Origin of the sequence: Pseudomonas sp. L5B5, assembly GCF_020520285.1 — a bacterium.
Classification (GTDB): Bacteria; Pseudomonadota; Gammaproteobacteria; order Pseudomonadales; family Pseudomonadaceae; genus Aquipseudomonas.
The window spans coordinates 4,261,038-4,274,317 of the sequence record NZ_CP084742.1; the positions used below are offsets into that span (position 1 = coordinate 4,261,038).

15 protein-coding genes are annotated in these 13,280 nt (G+C 64.3%); 6 read left to right on the forward strand and 9 right to left on the reverse strand.

What is annotated here, in order from left to right; translation table 11 throughout:
- Positions 1-3: 3 nt before the first annotated feature.
- Positions 4-1,443 carry a cardiolipin synthase gene (cls, locus tag LGQ10_RS19390; protein ID WP_226522918.1) on the reverse strand — a complete coding sequence of 480 codons (1,440 nt, stop codon included), beginning with the start codon at positions 1,441-1,443 and terminating at the stop codon, positions 4-6.
- A 142-nt stretch (positions 1,444-1,585) separates the two neighbouring features.
- Between cls and LGQ10_RS19395 the strand changes: the two genes are divergently transcribed.
- On the forward strand, positions 1,586-2,110 hold the full coding sequence (locus LGQ10_RS19395) for a DUF3617 domain-containing protein (RefSeq protein WP_058437361.1): 525 nt from the start codon (positions 1,586-1,588) through the stop codon (positions 2,108-2,110).
- 16 nt (positions 2,111-2,126) lie between these two features.
- Here the strand turns inward: LGQ10_RS19395 and LGQ10_RS19400 are convergent, their stop codons facing one another.
- Genes LGQ10_RS19400 through folE2 form a run of 7 tightly spaced genes read right to left on the reverse strand, consistent with a single transcriptional unit; the run spans position 2,127 to position 7,777 of the window.
- Complete coding sequence (locus LGQ10_RS19400; protein WP_226522919.1) at positions 2,127-3,461, reverse strand: dihydroorotase; 1,335 nt, start codon at positions 3,459-3,461, stop codon at positions 2,127-2,129.
- A gap of 2 nt (positions 3,462-3,463) precedes the next feature.
- Complete coding sequence (locus tag LGQ10_RS19405) at positions 3,464-4,024, reverse strand: carbonate dehydratase (protein ID WP_226522920.1); 561 nt, start codon at positions 4,022-4,024, stop codon at positions 3,464-3,466.
- A complete protein-coding gene (hisI, locus tag LGQ10_RS19410) occupies positions 4,014-4,457 on the reverse strand; it encodes a phosphoribosyl-AMP cyclohydrolase (protein WP_058435529.1) in 444 nt (147 codons plus the stop codon). The genes LGQ10_RS19405 and hisI overlap by 11 nt, the downstream gene beginning before the upstream one ends.
- The gene (locus tag LGQ10_RS19415) at positions 4,454-5,338 is read right to left on the reverse strand and encodes a metal ABC transporter substrate-binding protein (protein ID WP_058435530.1); all 885 of its coding nucleotides are present in this window, start codon (positions 5,336-5,338) and stop codon (positions 4,454-4,456) included. The genes hisI and LGQ10_RS19415 overlap by 4 nt, the downstream gene beginning before the upstream one ends.
- 11 nt (positions 5,339-5,349) lie before the next feature.
- Positions 5,350-6,216, reverse strand: coding sequence for a metal ABC transporter permease (locus LGQ10_RS19420; RefSeq protein WP_058435531.1), 867 nt, complete (start codon positions 6,214-6,216; stop codon positions 5,350-5,352).
- Positions 6,216-6,884, reverse strand: a complete 669-nt coding sequence (locus LGQ10_RS19425; RefSeq protein ID WP_226522921.1) for a metal ABC transporter ATP-binding protein — start codon at positions 6,882-6,884, stop codon at positions 6,216-6,218. Before LGQ10_RS19425 ends, LGQ10_RS19420 begins: the two co-directional genes overlap by 1 nt.
- The gene (folE2, locus tag LGQ10_RS19430) at positions 6,884-7,777 is read right to left on the reverse strand and encodes a GTP cyclohydrolase FolE2 (RefSeq protein WP_226522922.1); all 894 of its coding nucleotides are present in this window, start codon (positions 7,775-7,777) and stop codon (positions 6,884-6,886) included. The genes LGQ10_RS19425 and folE2 overlap by 1 nt, the downstream gene beginning before the upstream one ends.
- Before the next feature lie 128 nt (positions 7,778-7,905).
- On the opposite strand from folE2, the gene LGQ10_RS19435 reads away from it, so the two are divergent.
- Entirely contained in the window at positions 7,906-9,126 is a 1,221-nt protein-coding gene (locus tag LGQ10_RS19435) for an N-acetylmuramoyl-L-alanine amidase (RefSeq protein ID WP_226522923.1), read from the forward strand.
- Between the two features lie 167 nt (positions 9,127-9,293).
- Here LGQ10_RS19435 and LGQ10_RS19440 read toward each other — a convergent pair whose 3' ends face one another.
- Complete coding sequence (locus LGQ10_RS19440; RefSeq protein WP_058438672.1) at positions 9,294-9,671, reverse strand: hypothetical protein; 378 nt, start codon at positions 9,669-9,671, stop codon at positions 9,294-9,296.
- Between the two features lie 120 nt (positions 9,672-9,791).
- On the opposite strand from LGQ10_RS19440, the gene dksA reads away from it, so the two are divergent.
- From dksA to LGQ10_RS19460, 4 genes are all read left to right on the forward strand, one after another.
- Complete coding sequence (dksA, locus tag LGQ10_RS19445) at positions 9,792-10,196, forward strand: RNA polymerase-binding protein DksA (RefSeq protein ID WP_058438674.1); 405 nt, start codon at positions 9,792-9,794, stop codon at positions 10,194-10,196.
- Positions 10,197-10,226: 30 nt separating this feature from the next.
- Positions 10,227-11,435, forward strand: a complete 1,209-nt coding sequence (gene zigA, locus LGQ10_RS19450; protein WP_058438676.1) for a zinc metallochaperone GTPase ZigA — start codon at positions 10,227-10,229, stop codon at positions 11,433-11,435.
- Between the two features lie 92 nt (positions 11,436-11,527).
- On the forward strand, positions 11,528-12,133 hold the full coding sequence (locus tag LGQ10_RS19455) for a DUF1826 domain-containing protein (protein WP_226526161.1): 606 nt from the start codon (positions 11,528-11,530) through the stop codon (positions 12,131-12,133).
- Positions 12,134-12,316: 183 nt separating this feature from the next.
- The gene (locus tag LGQ10_RS19460; RefSeq protein ID WP_226522924.1) at positions 12,317-13,279 is read left to right on the forward strand and encodes a CobW family GTP-binding protein; all 963 of its coding nucleotides are present in this window, start codon (positions 12,317-12,319) and stop codon (positions 13,277-13,279) included.
- The last annotated feature ends 1 nt before the right edge of the window (position 13,280 follow it).

Here is a 13,280-nt window from a genome sequence, read left to right on the forward strand (position 1 = left end):
TCTTCACAGGATTGGGGAAATCAGCCGCGCGACCCGCATGCCCAGTTGTTGCAAGCGGTGGATCTGGCGGCTTTCTTCCTTGGCCACTTCCCGCGCCCTGGCGAAGTCGGCTTCCAGCATGTCCTGCACCTGGGTGGCGAAACCTTCGTCCACGGTCAGCAGCATCACTTCGAAATTCAGGCGGAACGAGCGGTTGTCCAGGTTGGCGCTGCCGATGGCGCTGATCTCGTTGTCGACCAACACCACCTTCTGGTGCAGGAAGCCTGGCTGGTAGCGGAATACCCGGACCCCGGCGCGTATCGCCTCGAAGGCGAACAGGCTGGAGGCGGCATAGACGATACGGTGGTCGGGGCGTGCGGGGAGCAGGATGCGCACGTCCACACCGCGCAGCACGGCCAGGCGCAAGGCGGCGAATACTGCCTCGTCGGGAATGAAGTACGGGCTGGTGATCCATACCCGCTCGGTGGCGGCGTGGATCGCTTCGACGAAGAACAGCGAGCAGGTCTCGTAGGCGTCCGCCGGGCCGCTGGCCAGCAGCTGGCAGAGCACGCCACCATCGGGATAGGTGTCCGGCAGGATCAGGGGTGGTAGCTCCCGCGTTGCCCAGAACCAGTCCTCGGCGAAAGATTCCTGCAGGCAGGCCACCACCGGGCCGCCGACCTGGACATGGGTGTCGCGCCAGGGCGCCAGTGGCGGTTTCAGGCCCAGGTATTCATCCCCCACGTTGTGCCCGCCGACGAAGCCCAGCATCCCGTCCACCACCACGATCTTGCGATGGTTGCGAAAGTTGACCTGGAAGCGGTTGAGCCAGCCGCTGCGGGTGGCGAAGGCATGCACCTGGACGCCAGCTTCACGCAGGGGCTGCACGTAGCTGGCAGGCAGGGAGTGGCTGCCGATGCGATCGTAGAGCAGGTGGATCGCCACGCCTTCGCGGGCCTTTTCCAGCAGCAGGCGTTGCAGGCGTCGGCCCAGTTCGTCGTCGTGGATGATGAAGAACTGGATCAGTACGGCCTTGTGGGAGCGGCGGATGGCATTGAATATTGCTTCGAAGGTGGCGTCGCCGTTGACCAGCAGCCGCACCTGGTTGTTGGCCAGGCACGGCATGCGTCCCAGCTTGGGCATGGCCCGCAGTGAGGCGTAGGCCTGGGAGGCGCGGGCGGTGAGGGCCTCTTCGACCCAGGGTCGCCAGTTCAGGTCGCTGATGGCCTTGTGCATTTCAACGTTGGCTTGGCGCCGGGCCTGGATGTAGGCATCGAAGGTGCTGCGGCCGAACACCAGGTAGGGAATGAGGGTCAGGTAGGGCATGAACATCAGCGACAGGGCCCAGGCGATGGCGCCCTGGGCGGTCCTGACGGTCAGCACCGCATGGATGGCGGCGATCAGTCCGAGAAAGTGCAGCAGGGCGATGAGGTAGCCGAAAAGGTGTGGGCCAAAATAATCCATGGGGCGGTCATGCTCCTGAAGATTCGCTGCCTGGGTATTCGTTAACAGACCATGTTCCACGGCGAAAGTCGCTATTTTATTGTGCATGCAACGCCGAGCCACGGCCGAAGTCTAACGGCCACTACTGTCTAGGAGTCATTCGATGAAACATCGCTTACTGGGTTGGGCTTTGGCCGCGGGGTTGGCGCTGCCGCTGGTTGCACAGGCACAGATGCTGCAGCCAGGCTTGTGGGAGCTGACCAGCAGCAACATGAAGATCGATGACCAGAACCTGCCGGACTTGTCGCTGATCCTCGGTCAGTTGCAGCAGCAGATGACCCCGCAGCAGCGGGCGATGCTGGAGAAGCAGGGCGTGACCATGGGGGGCAAGGGCATTCGCGTGTGCCTGACCCCGGACCAGGTGAAGTCCGACACCATCCCGCTGCAGGACCCGCAGTCCGGTTGCCAGCAGCAGGTCACCGAGCGCACTGGCAACCAGTGGAAGTTTCGCTTCAGCTGCCCCAAGGCCCAGGGCGATGGTGTTGCGAAGTTCATCAGCGACCGCGAGTTCACCACCAACGTGATCGGTACCTTCAACGCCACCGGGATTCAGCAGAAGGGCAGCATGGACACCCGTGCAGTCTGGTTGGGCCAGGACTGCGGCACGGTCAAGCCGCGCGCCTCGTAAGTCGAAAGCAGGGCGCCTAGCGGAGAAAGCGCAGGGGCAGGCCCTGGCAATCCTCGTTCAGGCGCCCCTGGTGCCAGGCCAACTGCCCGGAGACCAGGGTGGTGCTCACGCTATGCCGCCAGCGCCTGCCGCTGAACGGCGTCCAGCCGCAACGGGCAAGAATCGGCTGCTCGTCCACCGCCTGGCCTTCAGGCTCCGGGCGAATCAGCACCAGGTCGGCCCAGTAGCCTTCACGCAGGTAACCTCGATCGGGAATGGCGAACAGATCGGCCACCCGGTGGCTGGTCTTTTCCACCAGGGTGGTCAGCGGCAGCACGCCATCGGCCACCAGTTCCAGGAGGGCGGGCAGCGCGTGCTGCACCAGGGGCAACCCGGCAGGAGCCTGGGTGTAGGGCAGCTGTTTTTGCGCCCAGGTGTGAGGCGCGTGGTCGGTGCCGATGACGTCCAGGCGCTGGCTGTTCAGGGCCTGGCGCAGGGCGTCCCGGTCGGCCTGGGACTTGATCGCCGGGTTGCACTTGATCAGGTGCCCCAGGCGCGGATAGTCACGATCATCCAACAACAGGTGATGCACGCAGACCTCGGCGGTGATGTGTTTGTGCGCCAGTGGCCGGTCTTCGAACAAGGCCAGTTCCCGGGCGCTGGTCAGGTGCAGCACATGCAGGCGGGTGCCATGGCGCCTGGCCAGGGCTACCGCCAGGGACGACGAGCGGTAGCAAGCGTCGGCGTCGCGGATACGCGGGTGGGCGCTGGCGGGAATCTGCTCGCCATACAACTGCTGCCAGCGTTGTTGCTGGACTTGAATGCTGGGCGTGTGTTCGCAGTGGGCCAGGAGAATGGTCGGCACCTGGCTGAACAAGCGGTCCAGCACTTGGGGGTCGTCCACCAGCATGTTGCCGGTGGACGCGCCCATGAACACCTTGACCCCGGCTACCGTGGTGGGGTCGAGGGCGGCAACCAGCTCGAGGTTTTCGTTGCTCACGCCAAAGTGGAAGCCGTAGTTGGCCACCGAGGTCTTCGCCGCGCGGCGCTTCTTGTCCTCCAATGCGGCCAGGGTCAGGGTGGCTGGCGAGGTGTTGGGCATGTCCATGAAGCTGGTGATGCCACCGGCCACCGCCGCCCTCGATTCGCTGTAGAGGGTGCCCTTGTCGGGTGAGCCCGGCTCGCGAAAGTGCACCTGATCGTCGATCATCCCCGGCAGCAACCACTGGCCCTGGGCGTCGATCTCCCACTCTGCGCTCAGGTGATCCAGGCTGCCAATGATCTCGATGCGACCGTTGTTCACCAGCAGGTCGGCGTCGAATTCCCGTCCCTCGTTCACCAGGCGGGCATTGCGGATGAGGATTCGGGGCATGTTCAAAACTCGTTCTGCAGGGCCTTGTAGCCACGGACCAGGTCGACGTTGGTGCGCGCCACATCTTCGGAAAACTCTGAAGCGCTGACACTCACCGGAGGAAATTGCCCCAGGTCGGTCTTGGGTCCGATACGGGTGGTCGAAGGCACGTAGAACCCCTGGGGCAGGTCGCGCCCGTCCACCACCGAGTTGTGGCGGACCACGCTGCCATCGCCCACCACACAGTTGAACAGCACGCTGTTGAACCCGATGAACACCCGATCGCCGACCACGCATGGCCCGTGGACGATGGAACGGTGGGCGATGGAGGTGTACTGGCCGATGGTGACTGCGGCGCCGGATTTGGAGTGGATCACCACCCCGTCCTGGATATTCGAGTTGGCACCGATGGTGATGGCTTCCATCTGGCCCGAGGCATCCACTTCGTCGGCGCGAATCACCGCATAGGGGCCGACGAAGACATTTTCGCCGATCACCACCTTGCCGCAGATGATGGCGGTCTTGTCCACGTAGGCCGATTCGGCGATCACCGGCAGGTCGCCGGACGGGTTCTTACGGATCATGGCGCGGGTCCTTCAAGGGAGAACTGATGACTTCCACCGCGCCCTCGCGAATGGCGTTGTAGAAACAGTTGGGGCGCCCGGTGTGGCAGGCCGGGCCGGTCTGCTCTACCCGCAGCAGCACGGCGTCGCCGTCGCAGTCTAGGCGTGCTTCAACCAGGCGCTGGCGGTGCCCGGAGCTTTCACCCTTGCGCCACAGGCACCGGCGCGAACGCGACCAGTAGCAGACCTGGCCGCTGGCCAGGGTCTCGGCCAGGGCCCGGCGGTTCATCCAGGCCAGCATCAGTACCTCGCCGTTGTCATGGCGCTGGGCGATGGCGGCGATCAAGCCGTCGGCGTTCCAGGGCAGGGCGTCGAGCACAGCAGTCAAAGGCCAGCGGCTGCCCTGGGGGGCCGCTTCCAGATCCAGCAGCGACAACGGTGGGCGCTGGATCATGGTCGCCCCAGGGCGTCGTACAGCGTATTGAGGTTGTACTCGAACAAGCCGGTGAAGGTGCTCGCCGGACCGCTGGCCGAGAGCGCATCGGAATACAGCGTGCCACCGATATGGGCCCCGCTTTCGTCGGCGATCTGCTTGAGCAGGCGCGCGTCCTTGATGTTTTCCATGAACACCGCCTTGACCCCGGCGTTGCGGATCTGGGTGATCAGCGCAGCGACTTCCGCCGCCGATGGCTCGCGCTCGGTGGACAGGCCTTGGGGCGCCAGGAACTCGATGCCGTAGGCCTGGCCCAGGTAACCGAAGGCGTCATGGGAGGTGACGATCTTGCGGTTGCCGGCGGGCAGTGCGCCGAACTTGGCCTTGGCTTCGGCCAGCAGTTGATAGATGCGCTCGAGGTAGGCCTGGCCATTGCGTTCGTAGTCGTCCCGATGGACCGGGTCGGCGGCGACCAGCGCCTTGGTGATGTTGTGGACGTAGAGTTCACTGTTGGCCAGGTTGTGCCACGCGTGCGGATCGGGAATGTGTTCGCCGTCTTCTTCCAGCGTACGGGGGATTACCCCGCGGCTGGCGGTGATGACCACGGCCGGGGTCGCGGTGCTGGCCACCAGGCGGTCCAGCCAGGGTTCGAAGCCCAGGCCGTTCTTGATGATCAGCCGGGCACGGAGCAGGGCCTTGGCGTCATCCGGAGTCGGCTCGTAGGTGTGGGCATCCTCATCGGCGCCCACCAGGCTGGTGATTTGCACATGGTCGCCGCCGACCTGGCGGGTCATGTCGGCGAGGATGCTGAAGCTGGTGACCACGGCCAGTTTGTCCGCCGCCTGGGCAGTGGATAGCGACAACGGCAGCAGCAGGCTGAACAGCACGAGTAGAACACGCATCGGCAGGCACCTCATGGGGATGTGGGCAAAGGCGGGCGGTGCAGCAAGCCGTGGACCGGGCCGAACACCACCGAGAGCAGGTACAGACCGCCGGCCACCAGCACGATCGCCGGTCCGCAGGGCAGCGAGTAGTGGAACGACAACAGCAGCCCCAGCCATACCGAGAGGCAACCGAACAGTCCGGCGATGCCGATCAGGGCCGGCAGGCGACGACTCCAGAAACGCGCAGCGGCGGCCGGCAGCATCATCAGGCCCACCACCATCAGTGCGCCGATGGCCTGGAAACCGATCACCAGATTGAGCACCACCAGGGTCAGGAACAGGCCGTGAGCCAGAGGGCCGAGGCAGCTGACGCTGCGCAGGAACAGCGGATCGAGGGTATCCAGCAGCAACGGTTTGTAGATCAGCGCCATGGCCAGCAGGCTGACCGTGCAGACGATCAGCATGCCGTCCAGGGTCGGGCCATCCACGGCCAGGGCCGAGCCGAACAACAGGTGCAGCAGGTCCAGGCGCTGGCCGGCCAGCCCGAGGATCAGAACGCCGCTGGCCAGGGAGATGGGATAGATCGCGGCAATGCTGGCGTCTTCCCGTAGGCCGGTGCGGCGGGTGATCCACGCCGCCATCCCGGCCATGCCCAGGCCCGCGCCGAGCCCGCCGAGCGTCAGGGCCGGCAGGCTCAAGCCGGCGAACCAGAAGCCCAGCGCCGCTCCCGGAAGAATGCCGTGGGCGACTGCGTCGCCGATCAGGCTCATGCGCCGCAGGATCAGGAACACTCCCAGGGGCGCAGTGCTGCAGGCCAATACCAGTCCGCCGAGCAGGGCCCGGCGCATGAACACGAATTCGTTGAAGGGTTGCCAGAGGTGGCTGATGAGATGCATCAGACCCCCTGCATGGACAAGGGTGGGGCGATCAGTTCATGGCTGGATGCGAACACGCAACCGCTGCCCTTGAGCAACAGCGTCTGGGGAATGTGCTGGCGCACGGCGGACAGGTCATGGCAAACCACCACCAGTGTGTGGCCTTGGGCATGCCAATGGTGCAAGTGCTGCCAGAGCAGGACCTGGCCGGCTTCATCGAGGGCGGCGTGGGGTTCGTCCAGTAACAGCAACGGCGCGTCGGTGAGCGTCAGCCGGGCCAGTAGGGCGCGTTGCAACTCGCCACCGGAGAGGGCCATCAGCGGACGTTTCTCCAGGCCTGCCAATTGCCAGTCGGTCAGTACCGCCTCCAGCTTGTACGCCCGGCGGGCAGCGCTTTCATGTTGCCCCCAGAAACCTGCGGCCACCAGTTCTTCCAGGTTGATGGGGAACTGTCGGTCCAGGTGGTGCTGCTGAGTCAGGAACGCCAGGCCGCCTCGGTTGGGCAGGCTATGTTCGACCTTGCCCGAAAGAGGTTTCTGCAATCCGGCCAGTACCTTCATCAGGCTGCTCTTGCCCGAACCATTGGCGCCAATGATGGCGGTCAGGCTCCCAGGCATCAGGTGCAGGTCCAGGGGTGGTGTCATGGGTTGGCCCGGCGGCCCCCAGCACAAGGCTTGGCAGCGCAGCATCAGGCCTCCCAGTTCCAGCGGCTTTCGGCCACGGCATCATGGGCGTGCAGACTTTCCGCATGCACCACGCGCAGGGCAAACGCATTGATCCCGGGTGAGCGCCGCAAGGCCAGGTTGAGGCGGCGGGCGGCGTCCTCGCAGAACATCAGGTTCTGTCCGTTGGCCAGGGCGAAGGCTTGTTCATCGGCACGTTTGACGGCGGTTTGCACGGCGGTGCCGAGGGAGTTTTCCGCATCGTTGATCACGGCAATCAACGGCAGCTCATCGATGAAACTGTCCAGGCGCAGGCGCAACTCTGCATGGCTGCGTTGACTATGGGGCGTGGCGACTATGCCTTGGGTCGATCCCAGCCAGGCCAGGACAGCGGAATGTTGCAACGCCTGGTTGGCGAAGTCGTCGATGAATTGCTGTTGGATCAGCTGGCGCGAAAGGGCTGCGGAGCAAGGGCAGGTCGAGGAATAAGGCACGTCGATTTTTAGTTCCACGTGGAACATGCCGTTTTTCAGCTGCGCTTCGATGCTTAGTGGATAACGTTTCCAGCCGGCCAGGGGGCTGACCAATGCCGGGCGCTTGAGCAGCAGATCCAGGTGGATGCGCAGATAGGCCTGCTGTGCCAAGCCGTCATGGCTGTCGAGAAAACGCTGCAGTACCTGGCGCAGCAGGGCCGGATCGAGGTTCTGTTGTTCCAGCATCTCCAAGGCCAGGTACAGGCGCGACATGTGGATGCCTCGCGCCTCGCCATCGTCCAGGCTGACGCCGGCGTCGGCGAGGGCGGAGGTTCGCTGGCCATCGATCACTACGGGCAGGGCAATGCCGCACATGCCGACCCAGTCCAGTGGCAAGGCTTGGCGTGAGGCCTGCGCGGCGATATCCGGCAGAGTCAGCGCGTTCATGAGCAGGTCCGTCGTTGGAAAAGATTCGACATGTTATATTATAACAATACAATCGATGGAAGCTTTTTCCCCAGCGGTCATCCACCCTGCCTTGTGAGTACGGACGCTCCTCATTTGCGGTAGTCGCCATGCATAGACGTCAATTGCTCAACCTGTTGTTGGCCGGTACGGCCCTGGTGTTTCCCTGGAGTGTTTGCGCAACGCAGATTCGCAGCGCCAGGTTGTGGAATTCCACCGACAAGTTGCGCCTGGTGCTGGATCTGAGCGGTCCGGTGCACTACAAGACTTTCACCCTGAGTGCCCCGGAGCGCTTGATCGTGGACCTGAGCGGTGCGCGCATGAGCGGCGACTTCAGTCAGCTGGCCCTGGCCAACACGGTGATCCGCTCGATCCGATCCGGGCATTTTGGCCAGGGTGATACGCGAATCGTCCTCGATCTGACGCAGCCGGTGCAGCTCAACAGCTTTCTGTTGCCGCCCCAGGACGGACAGGGGCATCGCCTGGTGCTGGACCTGTCCGGGAGCGCCGCGTCCGCACCGGCCATCGCTGCCGCCACCGTGCCCGCAGCCAGGCCCCAGGCTTCGGCGAACCCTACCCATCCCAAGCGCGACATCATGGTCGTGGTGGACCCCGGACACGGTGGCAAGGACCCGGGAGCGGTGGGTGCCAGGGGCGAGCGGGAAAAGGATGTGGTGCTGTCCATTGCCCGGCTTCTGGCCAAGCGACTCAAGCGCGAGAAGGGTTTCGACGTGAAACTGGTGCGCAATGACGACTTCTTCGTGCCCCTGCGCAAGCGGGTGGAGATCGCCCGCCAACACAAGGCTGACCTGTTCATTTCGGTGCACGCCGATGCGGCGCCACGCTTGACCGCCTCCGGCGCCTCGGTGTTCGCCCTGTCCGAAGGTGGCGCGACTTCGGCCACCGCCCGCTTCATGGCCCAGCGGGAAAACGGTGTCGACCTGCTGGGGGCCAGCAGCCTGCTCAATCTCAAGGACAAGGACCCGATGCTGGCGGGGGTGATCCTCGATATGTCGATGAGCGCCACTATCGCCGCCAGCCTGCAGTTGGGCAGCACGGTGCTGGACAGCCTGTCGGGGATCACCAGCCTGCACCAGAAGCGTGTGGAACAGGCCGGGTTTGCCGTGCTCAAGTCGCCGGACGTGCCATCGATCCTGGTAGAGACCGGCTTCATTTCCAATAGCCGCGACAGCCAGCGCCTGGTCACCGCGCGACACCAGCAGGCGATAGCCGATGGCCTGTTCCAGGGCTTGCAGCGCTATTTCGAGAGGAATCCACCGGTCAACAGCTACATGGCCTGGCTCAAGGAAACCCGGGACAACCAGGCTTAGCAGGCCGTTGAAAAACTACCTGCGTTGCCATCGCTGCGTTAAAAACACGCTGGTGCGCCAGCCCGGTCAAAATGCTCATTTAGCACTCGTAAACTGCGCTTTTTCGCCTGTTTTTGCCTTGCGCTGACTGCCTCGCCTACGTTTTTCAACGGTCTGCTAGAGCGCTATCAGCAACCGGTGATACGGCTGCAGGTGAACTGGGCGCGGCTGCCCCCGGAGCTGGAGAACCGATTGCGGGTGGTCCAGCCCACCCGCTGGCTGTAACCGACCCAGGCCTCGCCATCGGAGGCCAGGCCAGTGAAGAAGGTCAGCTGGCCGTAACGACTGCTGGTTTGCACCCAGTAGCGTTTGCCGATGACCTCGAAACCCCGCAGATAAAGAGTGTTGCCGACAGTGGCGACGCTGTAGGCGTTGCCCAGTGGATCGACGCAGGCCAGCAGGGTGGCGCTGCGGGTGCAGGTCGCCAGGGTGCTGGGGGCAGCGGCAGTGGCATGGCCAGTCAACAACATCAGGCTGCAAAACAGGACAGGCAGGAACGGGCGCATGGCGATTCTCGAGACGGCAGGGGCGCAGCATCGCGCCCTTCGTCATGTCGGACAAGAGAGCGTTGGCGAATATGTGTTGTTATAATATAACATTAAATAAAGCCCAACCCGTGATCCGCCATGACTGAACAAGACCTGCTCGCCCAGCCCGATACGCACTACCTGAACGAAGCCCAGCAGGGCTTCTTTCGCGAGCTATTGCTGGCCCAGCGCCGTGAACTGCAGGAGCGCATCAGCGGTGAGTTCGACCTGCTGCGCGAGCAGGAACCCCACAGCGACCCTGCGGATGTCGGCAGCGCCGAAGAACAGCGCCAGTGGCAGCTGCGCCTGCTGGAACGGGAAAAGAAGCTGCTGGACAAGATCGATGAGGCCCTGGAACGCCTGGCCCGTGGCGAATACGGCTGGTGCCGCGAGACCGGCGAGCCCATCGGACTCAAGCGCCTGCTGCTACGCCCCACCGCCACCTTGTGTATCGAAGCCAAAGAACGCCAAGAGCTGCGCGAGCGCCATCAACGGACGCTTTGAGCCAGCCGCGAACCTGATGAGGAACCACCCATGACCGAGCGTCTTCCCGTTACCGTGCTCTCCGGCTTTCTCGGCGCCGGCAAAAGCACGTTGCTCAACCACATCCTGCGCAACCGTGACAATCTGCGGGTGGCGGTGATCGTCAACGACATGAGCGAAATCAACATCGACGGCAGCGAGGTGCAGCGCGATGTCAGCCTCAACCGTGCCGAAGAAAAACTGGTGGAGATGAGCAACGGCTGCATCTGCTGCACCCTGCGCGAAGACCTGCTTGAAGAGGTGGGCAAGCTGGCCCGCGATGGCCGCTTCGACTACCTGCTGATCGAATCCACCGGTATCTCCGAGCCGCTGCCGGTGGCCGAAACCTTCACTTTTCGCGATGAATCCGGCCAGAGCCTGGCAGACATCGCCCGGCTCGACACCATGGTCACCGTGGTCGATGGCATGAACTTCCTGGTGGACTACCAGGCCGCGCAGAGCCTGGCATCACGGGGAGAAACCCTGGGCGAGGACGACGAGCGCTCGATTGCCGACCTGTTGATCGAGCAGGTCGAGTTCGCCGATGTGATCCTGGTCAGCAAGATCGACCTGATCAGCAGCGAAGAGCGCCAGGAGCTGTTGGCGATCCTGGCGCGCCTCAATGCCCAGGCGCACATCATCCCCATGGTCATGGGCCAGGTGCCCTTGGCGCAGATCCTCAATACCGGTCGCTTCGACTTCGATCGCGCGTCCCAGGCGCCGGGCTGGTTGCAGGAACTGCGAGGCGAGCATGTGCCGGAAACCGAGGAATACGGCATCGCCTCCAGTGCCTACCGGGCCCGTCGGCCCTTTCATCCGCAGCGTTTTTTCGACTTCATCAACCGGCCCTGGAGCAACGGCAAGCTGCTGCGTTCCAAGGGTTTTTTCTGGCTGGCCAGCAAGTACCAGGAGGCGGGTAGCTGGTCCCAGGCCGGAGGCCTGATGCGCCATGGTTTCGCCGGACGCTGGTGGCGCTTCGTACCCAAGCAGTACTGGCCCGAGGATGAGGACAGCACGGCGGCGATCATGCACAACTGGACTGCGGCCTCCGGCGATTGTCGTCAGGAACTGGTGTTCATCGGCCAGAACATCGATTTCGCAAGGCTTCATGCCGAGCTGGACCAGTGCCTGCTGGACGACGCCGAAATGGCCCAGGGGGTCGAGGCCTGGAGCTTGATGACCGACCCATTCGGCCCCTGGCATGACGAGGAGGCGGCCTGATGCTCGCTCTGGGCACCCGGCTGACGCTGCTGCCCCGGCAGCCATTGTTCCGGCCCCTGCCAGCCGCTTTCAGGACCGTGCGCCGCCCGGCCATGGGGACCACTGCCGCGGTGCTGGCCGAGGTCCTCGATGATGAGGTCAACCTTGGGCTCTGGCAGCGCCAGTTACCGGTCCATATCGCCGATTTTGGCGAGTTGCTGTTGTCGTTGAACGAACCGCTGGCCGAGTCGTTGAGCCTGGAGCTGGCCGATGAGGAGGCGGTGCCGAATCTTCGCGGATTGGCCTCAGGGTTCAGCGACTTGCAGGGTTATGAGGGCTTTATCGCCGACGTTTCCTGGCTGGTCAGTGCTTTTTCTTGCTTGCTGGGGGCTCGTCGGGTGGGCTTGCGGTTGCGGGTGCTGGACAAGGCCATGTGCCCGCGTTTTCACGTGGACCATGTACCGATGCGCCTGATCACCACTTATGCCGGCGTGGGCAGCCAATGGCTGCGCGAGGGGGCGATGGATCGTCGCCAGCTGGGCCGGCCCGAGGCCGAACCCTCGGACCCGACCCTGATCCAGCAGGTCGGTTGCGGCGAAGTCGCGCTGTTCAAGGGTGAGAAATGGCACGGCAACGAAGGCTTCGGCCTGATCCACCGCTCCCCGCAGCTGGCTCCGGGCGAACGGCGCCTGATCCTGACCCTGGACTGGCTGGGCTGATGGAGGCGCTGGCGCAGGCGGCGCCAGGGGCCGCAGGGGTTTGGGCGCCAGGGCAATCCCCGCGCCCTTGCCGGGCGTGCGCAGCCGTCGACAGCGGCAACACACCGAAGGCTGCAAGCGGGTGGTTTTCGCCTGGGCCGGGAAGGGCGTAGCATCACCTCACAGCGTTGCGGACCCCTTTCCATGTTGCAGAACATCCCCACCCACGTGATTGCCGGCCCCCTGGGCGCCGGCAAGACGAGCCTGATTCGACATCTGCTGGAGCAGCGTCCGGCCAACGAGCGTTGGGCGATATTGATCAACGAATTCGGCCAGATCGGCCTGGATGCGGCCTTGCTCAGCCGCGACGAAGACGGCATCGCCTTCGGTGAAGTGGCCGGCGGTTGCCTGTGCTGCGTCAGCGGCGCGCCGTTCCAGGTCGGGCTGGGGCGCCTGCTGCGCAAGGCCCGACCCGATCGGCTGTTCATCGAGCCGTCAGGTCTTGGCCATCCTGCCCAACTGCTCAAGCAATTGGCGGCGGCCCCCTGGCAGGGGGTTCTGGCATTGCAGCCATGCGTGCTGGTGCTCGATGCCCAGGCCCTGGCTGCCGGCCAGCCTCTGCCTGTGGCCCAGCGGGATGCCCTGTCCAGTGCAGGCCTACTGGTGCTGAACAAGGACGAGCAGCTCAGCGACAGCGATCGACTGCGCGTGCTGGAGCAGCTACCGGCCTTGCCATTGTTCTGGACCCGTCACGCTGCGCTGCCCCTGGCCGAGTTGCCGGGGCTTTCGGTCAGCGCCCAGGCGGCCCTGGAGCCGCCCGAGCTGCCCCATGGCCTGGGGCAACTGCCAGCGGTGTGGAGTGATCCGGCACTGCCGATCTGCCTCAGCCAGTCCCAGCCCGATGGCTGGAGCATCGGCTGGCGCTGGCACCCAAGCCAGCAGTTCGAGCTGGCGCGGATCGATCACTGGTTGCAGAACCTCGACTGGCGTCGGGCCAAGTTGGTGATCCACAGTGACGAAGGCTGGCGGTCGGGCAATGGCCTGGATAATTCGCCGTTCAATTGGCTGCCCAGCGAATGGCGGCGCGATTCACGCCTGGAGCTGATCTTCAACCAGCCCCAGGACATGGCTTCGCTGCAGGCGAGCCTGGCGCAGTGTCTGCGGTAGC

What these genes read in the sequence shown, in the direction of transcription:
- cls (WP_226522918.1), bottom strand. Translation starts at nt 1,443, where the DNA reads ATGGATTATTTTGGCCCACACCTTTTCGGCTACCTCATCGCCCTGCTG.
- LGQ10_RS19395 (WP_058437361.1), top strand. Translation starts at nt 1,586, where the DNA reads ATGAAACATCGCTTACTGGGTTGGGCTTTGGCCGCGGGGTTGGCGCTG.
- LGQ10_RS19400 (WP_226522919.1), bottom strand. Translation starts at nt 3,461, where the DNA reads ATGCCCCGAATCCTCATCCGCAATGCCCGCCTGGTGAACGAGGGACGG.
- LGQ10_RS19405 (WP_226522920.1), bottom strand. Translation starts at nt 4,024, where the DNA reads ATGATCCGTAAGAACCCGTCCGGCGACCTGCCGGTGATCGCCGAATCG.
- hisI (WP_058435529.1), bottom strand. Translation starts at nt 4,457, where the DNA reads ATGATCCAGCGCCCACCGTTGTCGCTGCTGGATCTGGAAGCGGCCCCC.
- LGQ10_RS19415 (WP_058435530.1), bottom strand. Translation starts at nt 5,338, where the DNA reads ATGCGTGTTCTACTCGTGCTGTTCAGCCTGCTGCTGCCGTTGTCGCTA.
- LGQ10_RS19420 (WP_058435531.1), bottom strand. Translation starts at nt 6,216, where the DNA reads ATGCATCTCATCAGCCACCTCTGGCAACCCTTCAACGAATTCGTGTTC.
- LGQ10_RS19425 (WP_226522921.1), bottom strand. Translation starts at nt 6,884, where the DNA reads ATGCTGCGCTGCCAAGCCTTGTGCTGGGGGCCGCCGGGCCAACCCATG.
- folE2 (WP_226522922.1), bottom strand. Translation starts at nt 7,777, where the DNA reads ATGAACGCGCTGACTCTGCCGGATATCGCCGCGCAGGCCTCACGCCAA.
- LGQ10_RS19435 (WP_226522923.1), top strand. Translation starts at nt 7,906, where the DNA reads ATGCATAGACGTCAATTGCTCAACCTGTTGTTGGCCGGTACGGCCCTG.
- LGQ10_RS19440 (WP_058438672.1), bottom strand. Translation starts at nt 9,671, where the DNA reads ATGCGCCCGTTCCTGCCTGTCCTGTTTTGCAGCCTGATGTTGTTGACT.
- dksA (WP_058438674.1), top strand. Translation starts at nt 9,792, where the DNA reads ATGACTGAACAAGACCTGCTCGCCCAGCCCGATACGCACTACCTGAAC.
- zigA (WP_058438676.1), top strand. Translation starts at nt 10,227, where the DNA reads ATGACCGAGCGTCTTCCCGTTACCGTGCTCTCCGGCTTTCTCGGCGCC.
- LGQ10_RS19455 (WP_226526161.1), top strand. Translation starts at nt 11,528, where the DNA reads ATGGGGACCACTGCCGCGGTGCTGGCCGAGGTCCTCGATGATGAGGTC.
- LGQ10_RS19460 (WP_226522924.1), top strand. Translation starts at nt 12,317, where the DNA reads ATGTTGCAGAACATCCCCACCCACGTGATTGCCGGCCCCCTGGGCGCC.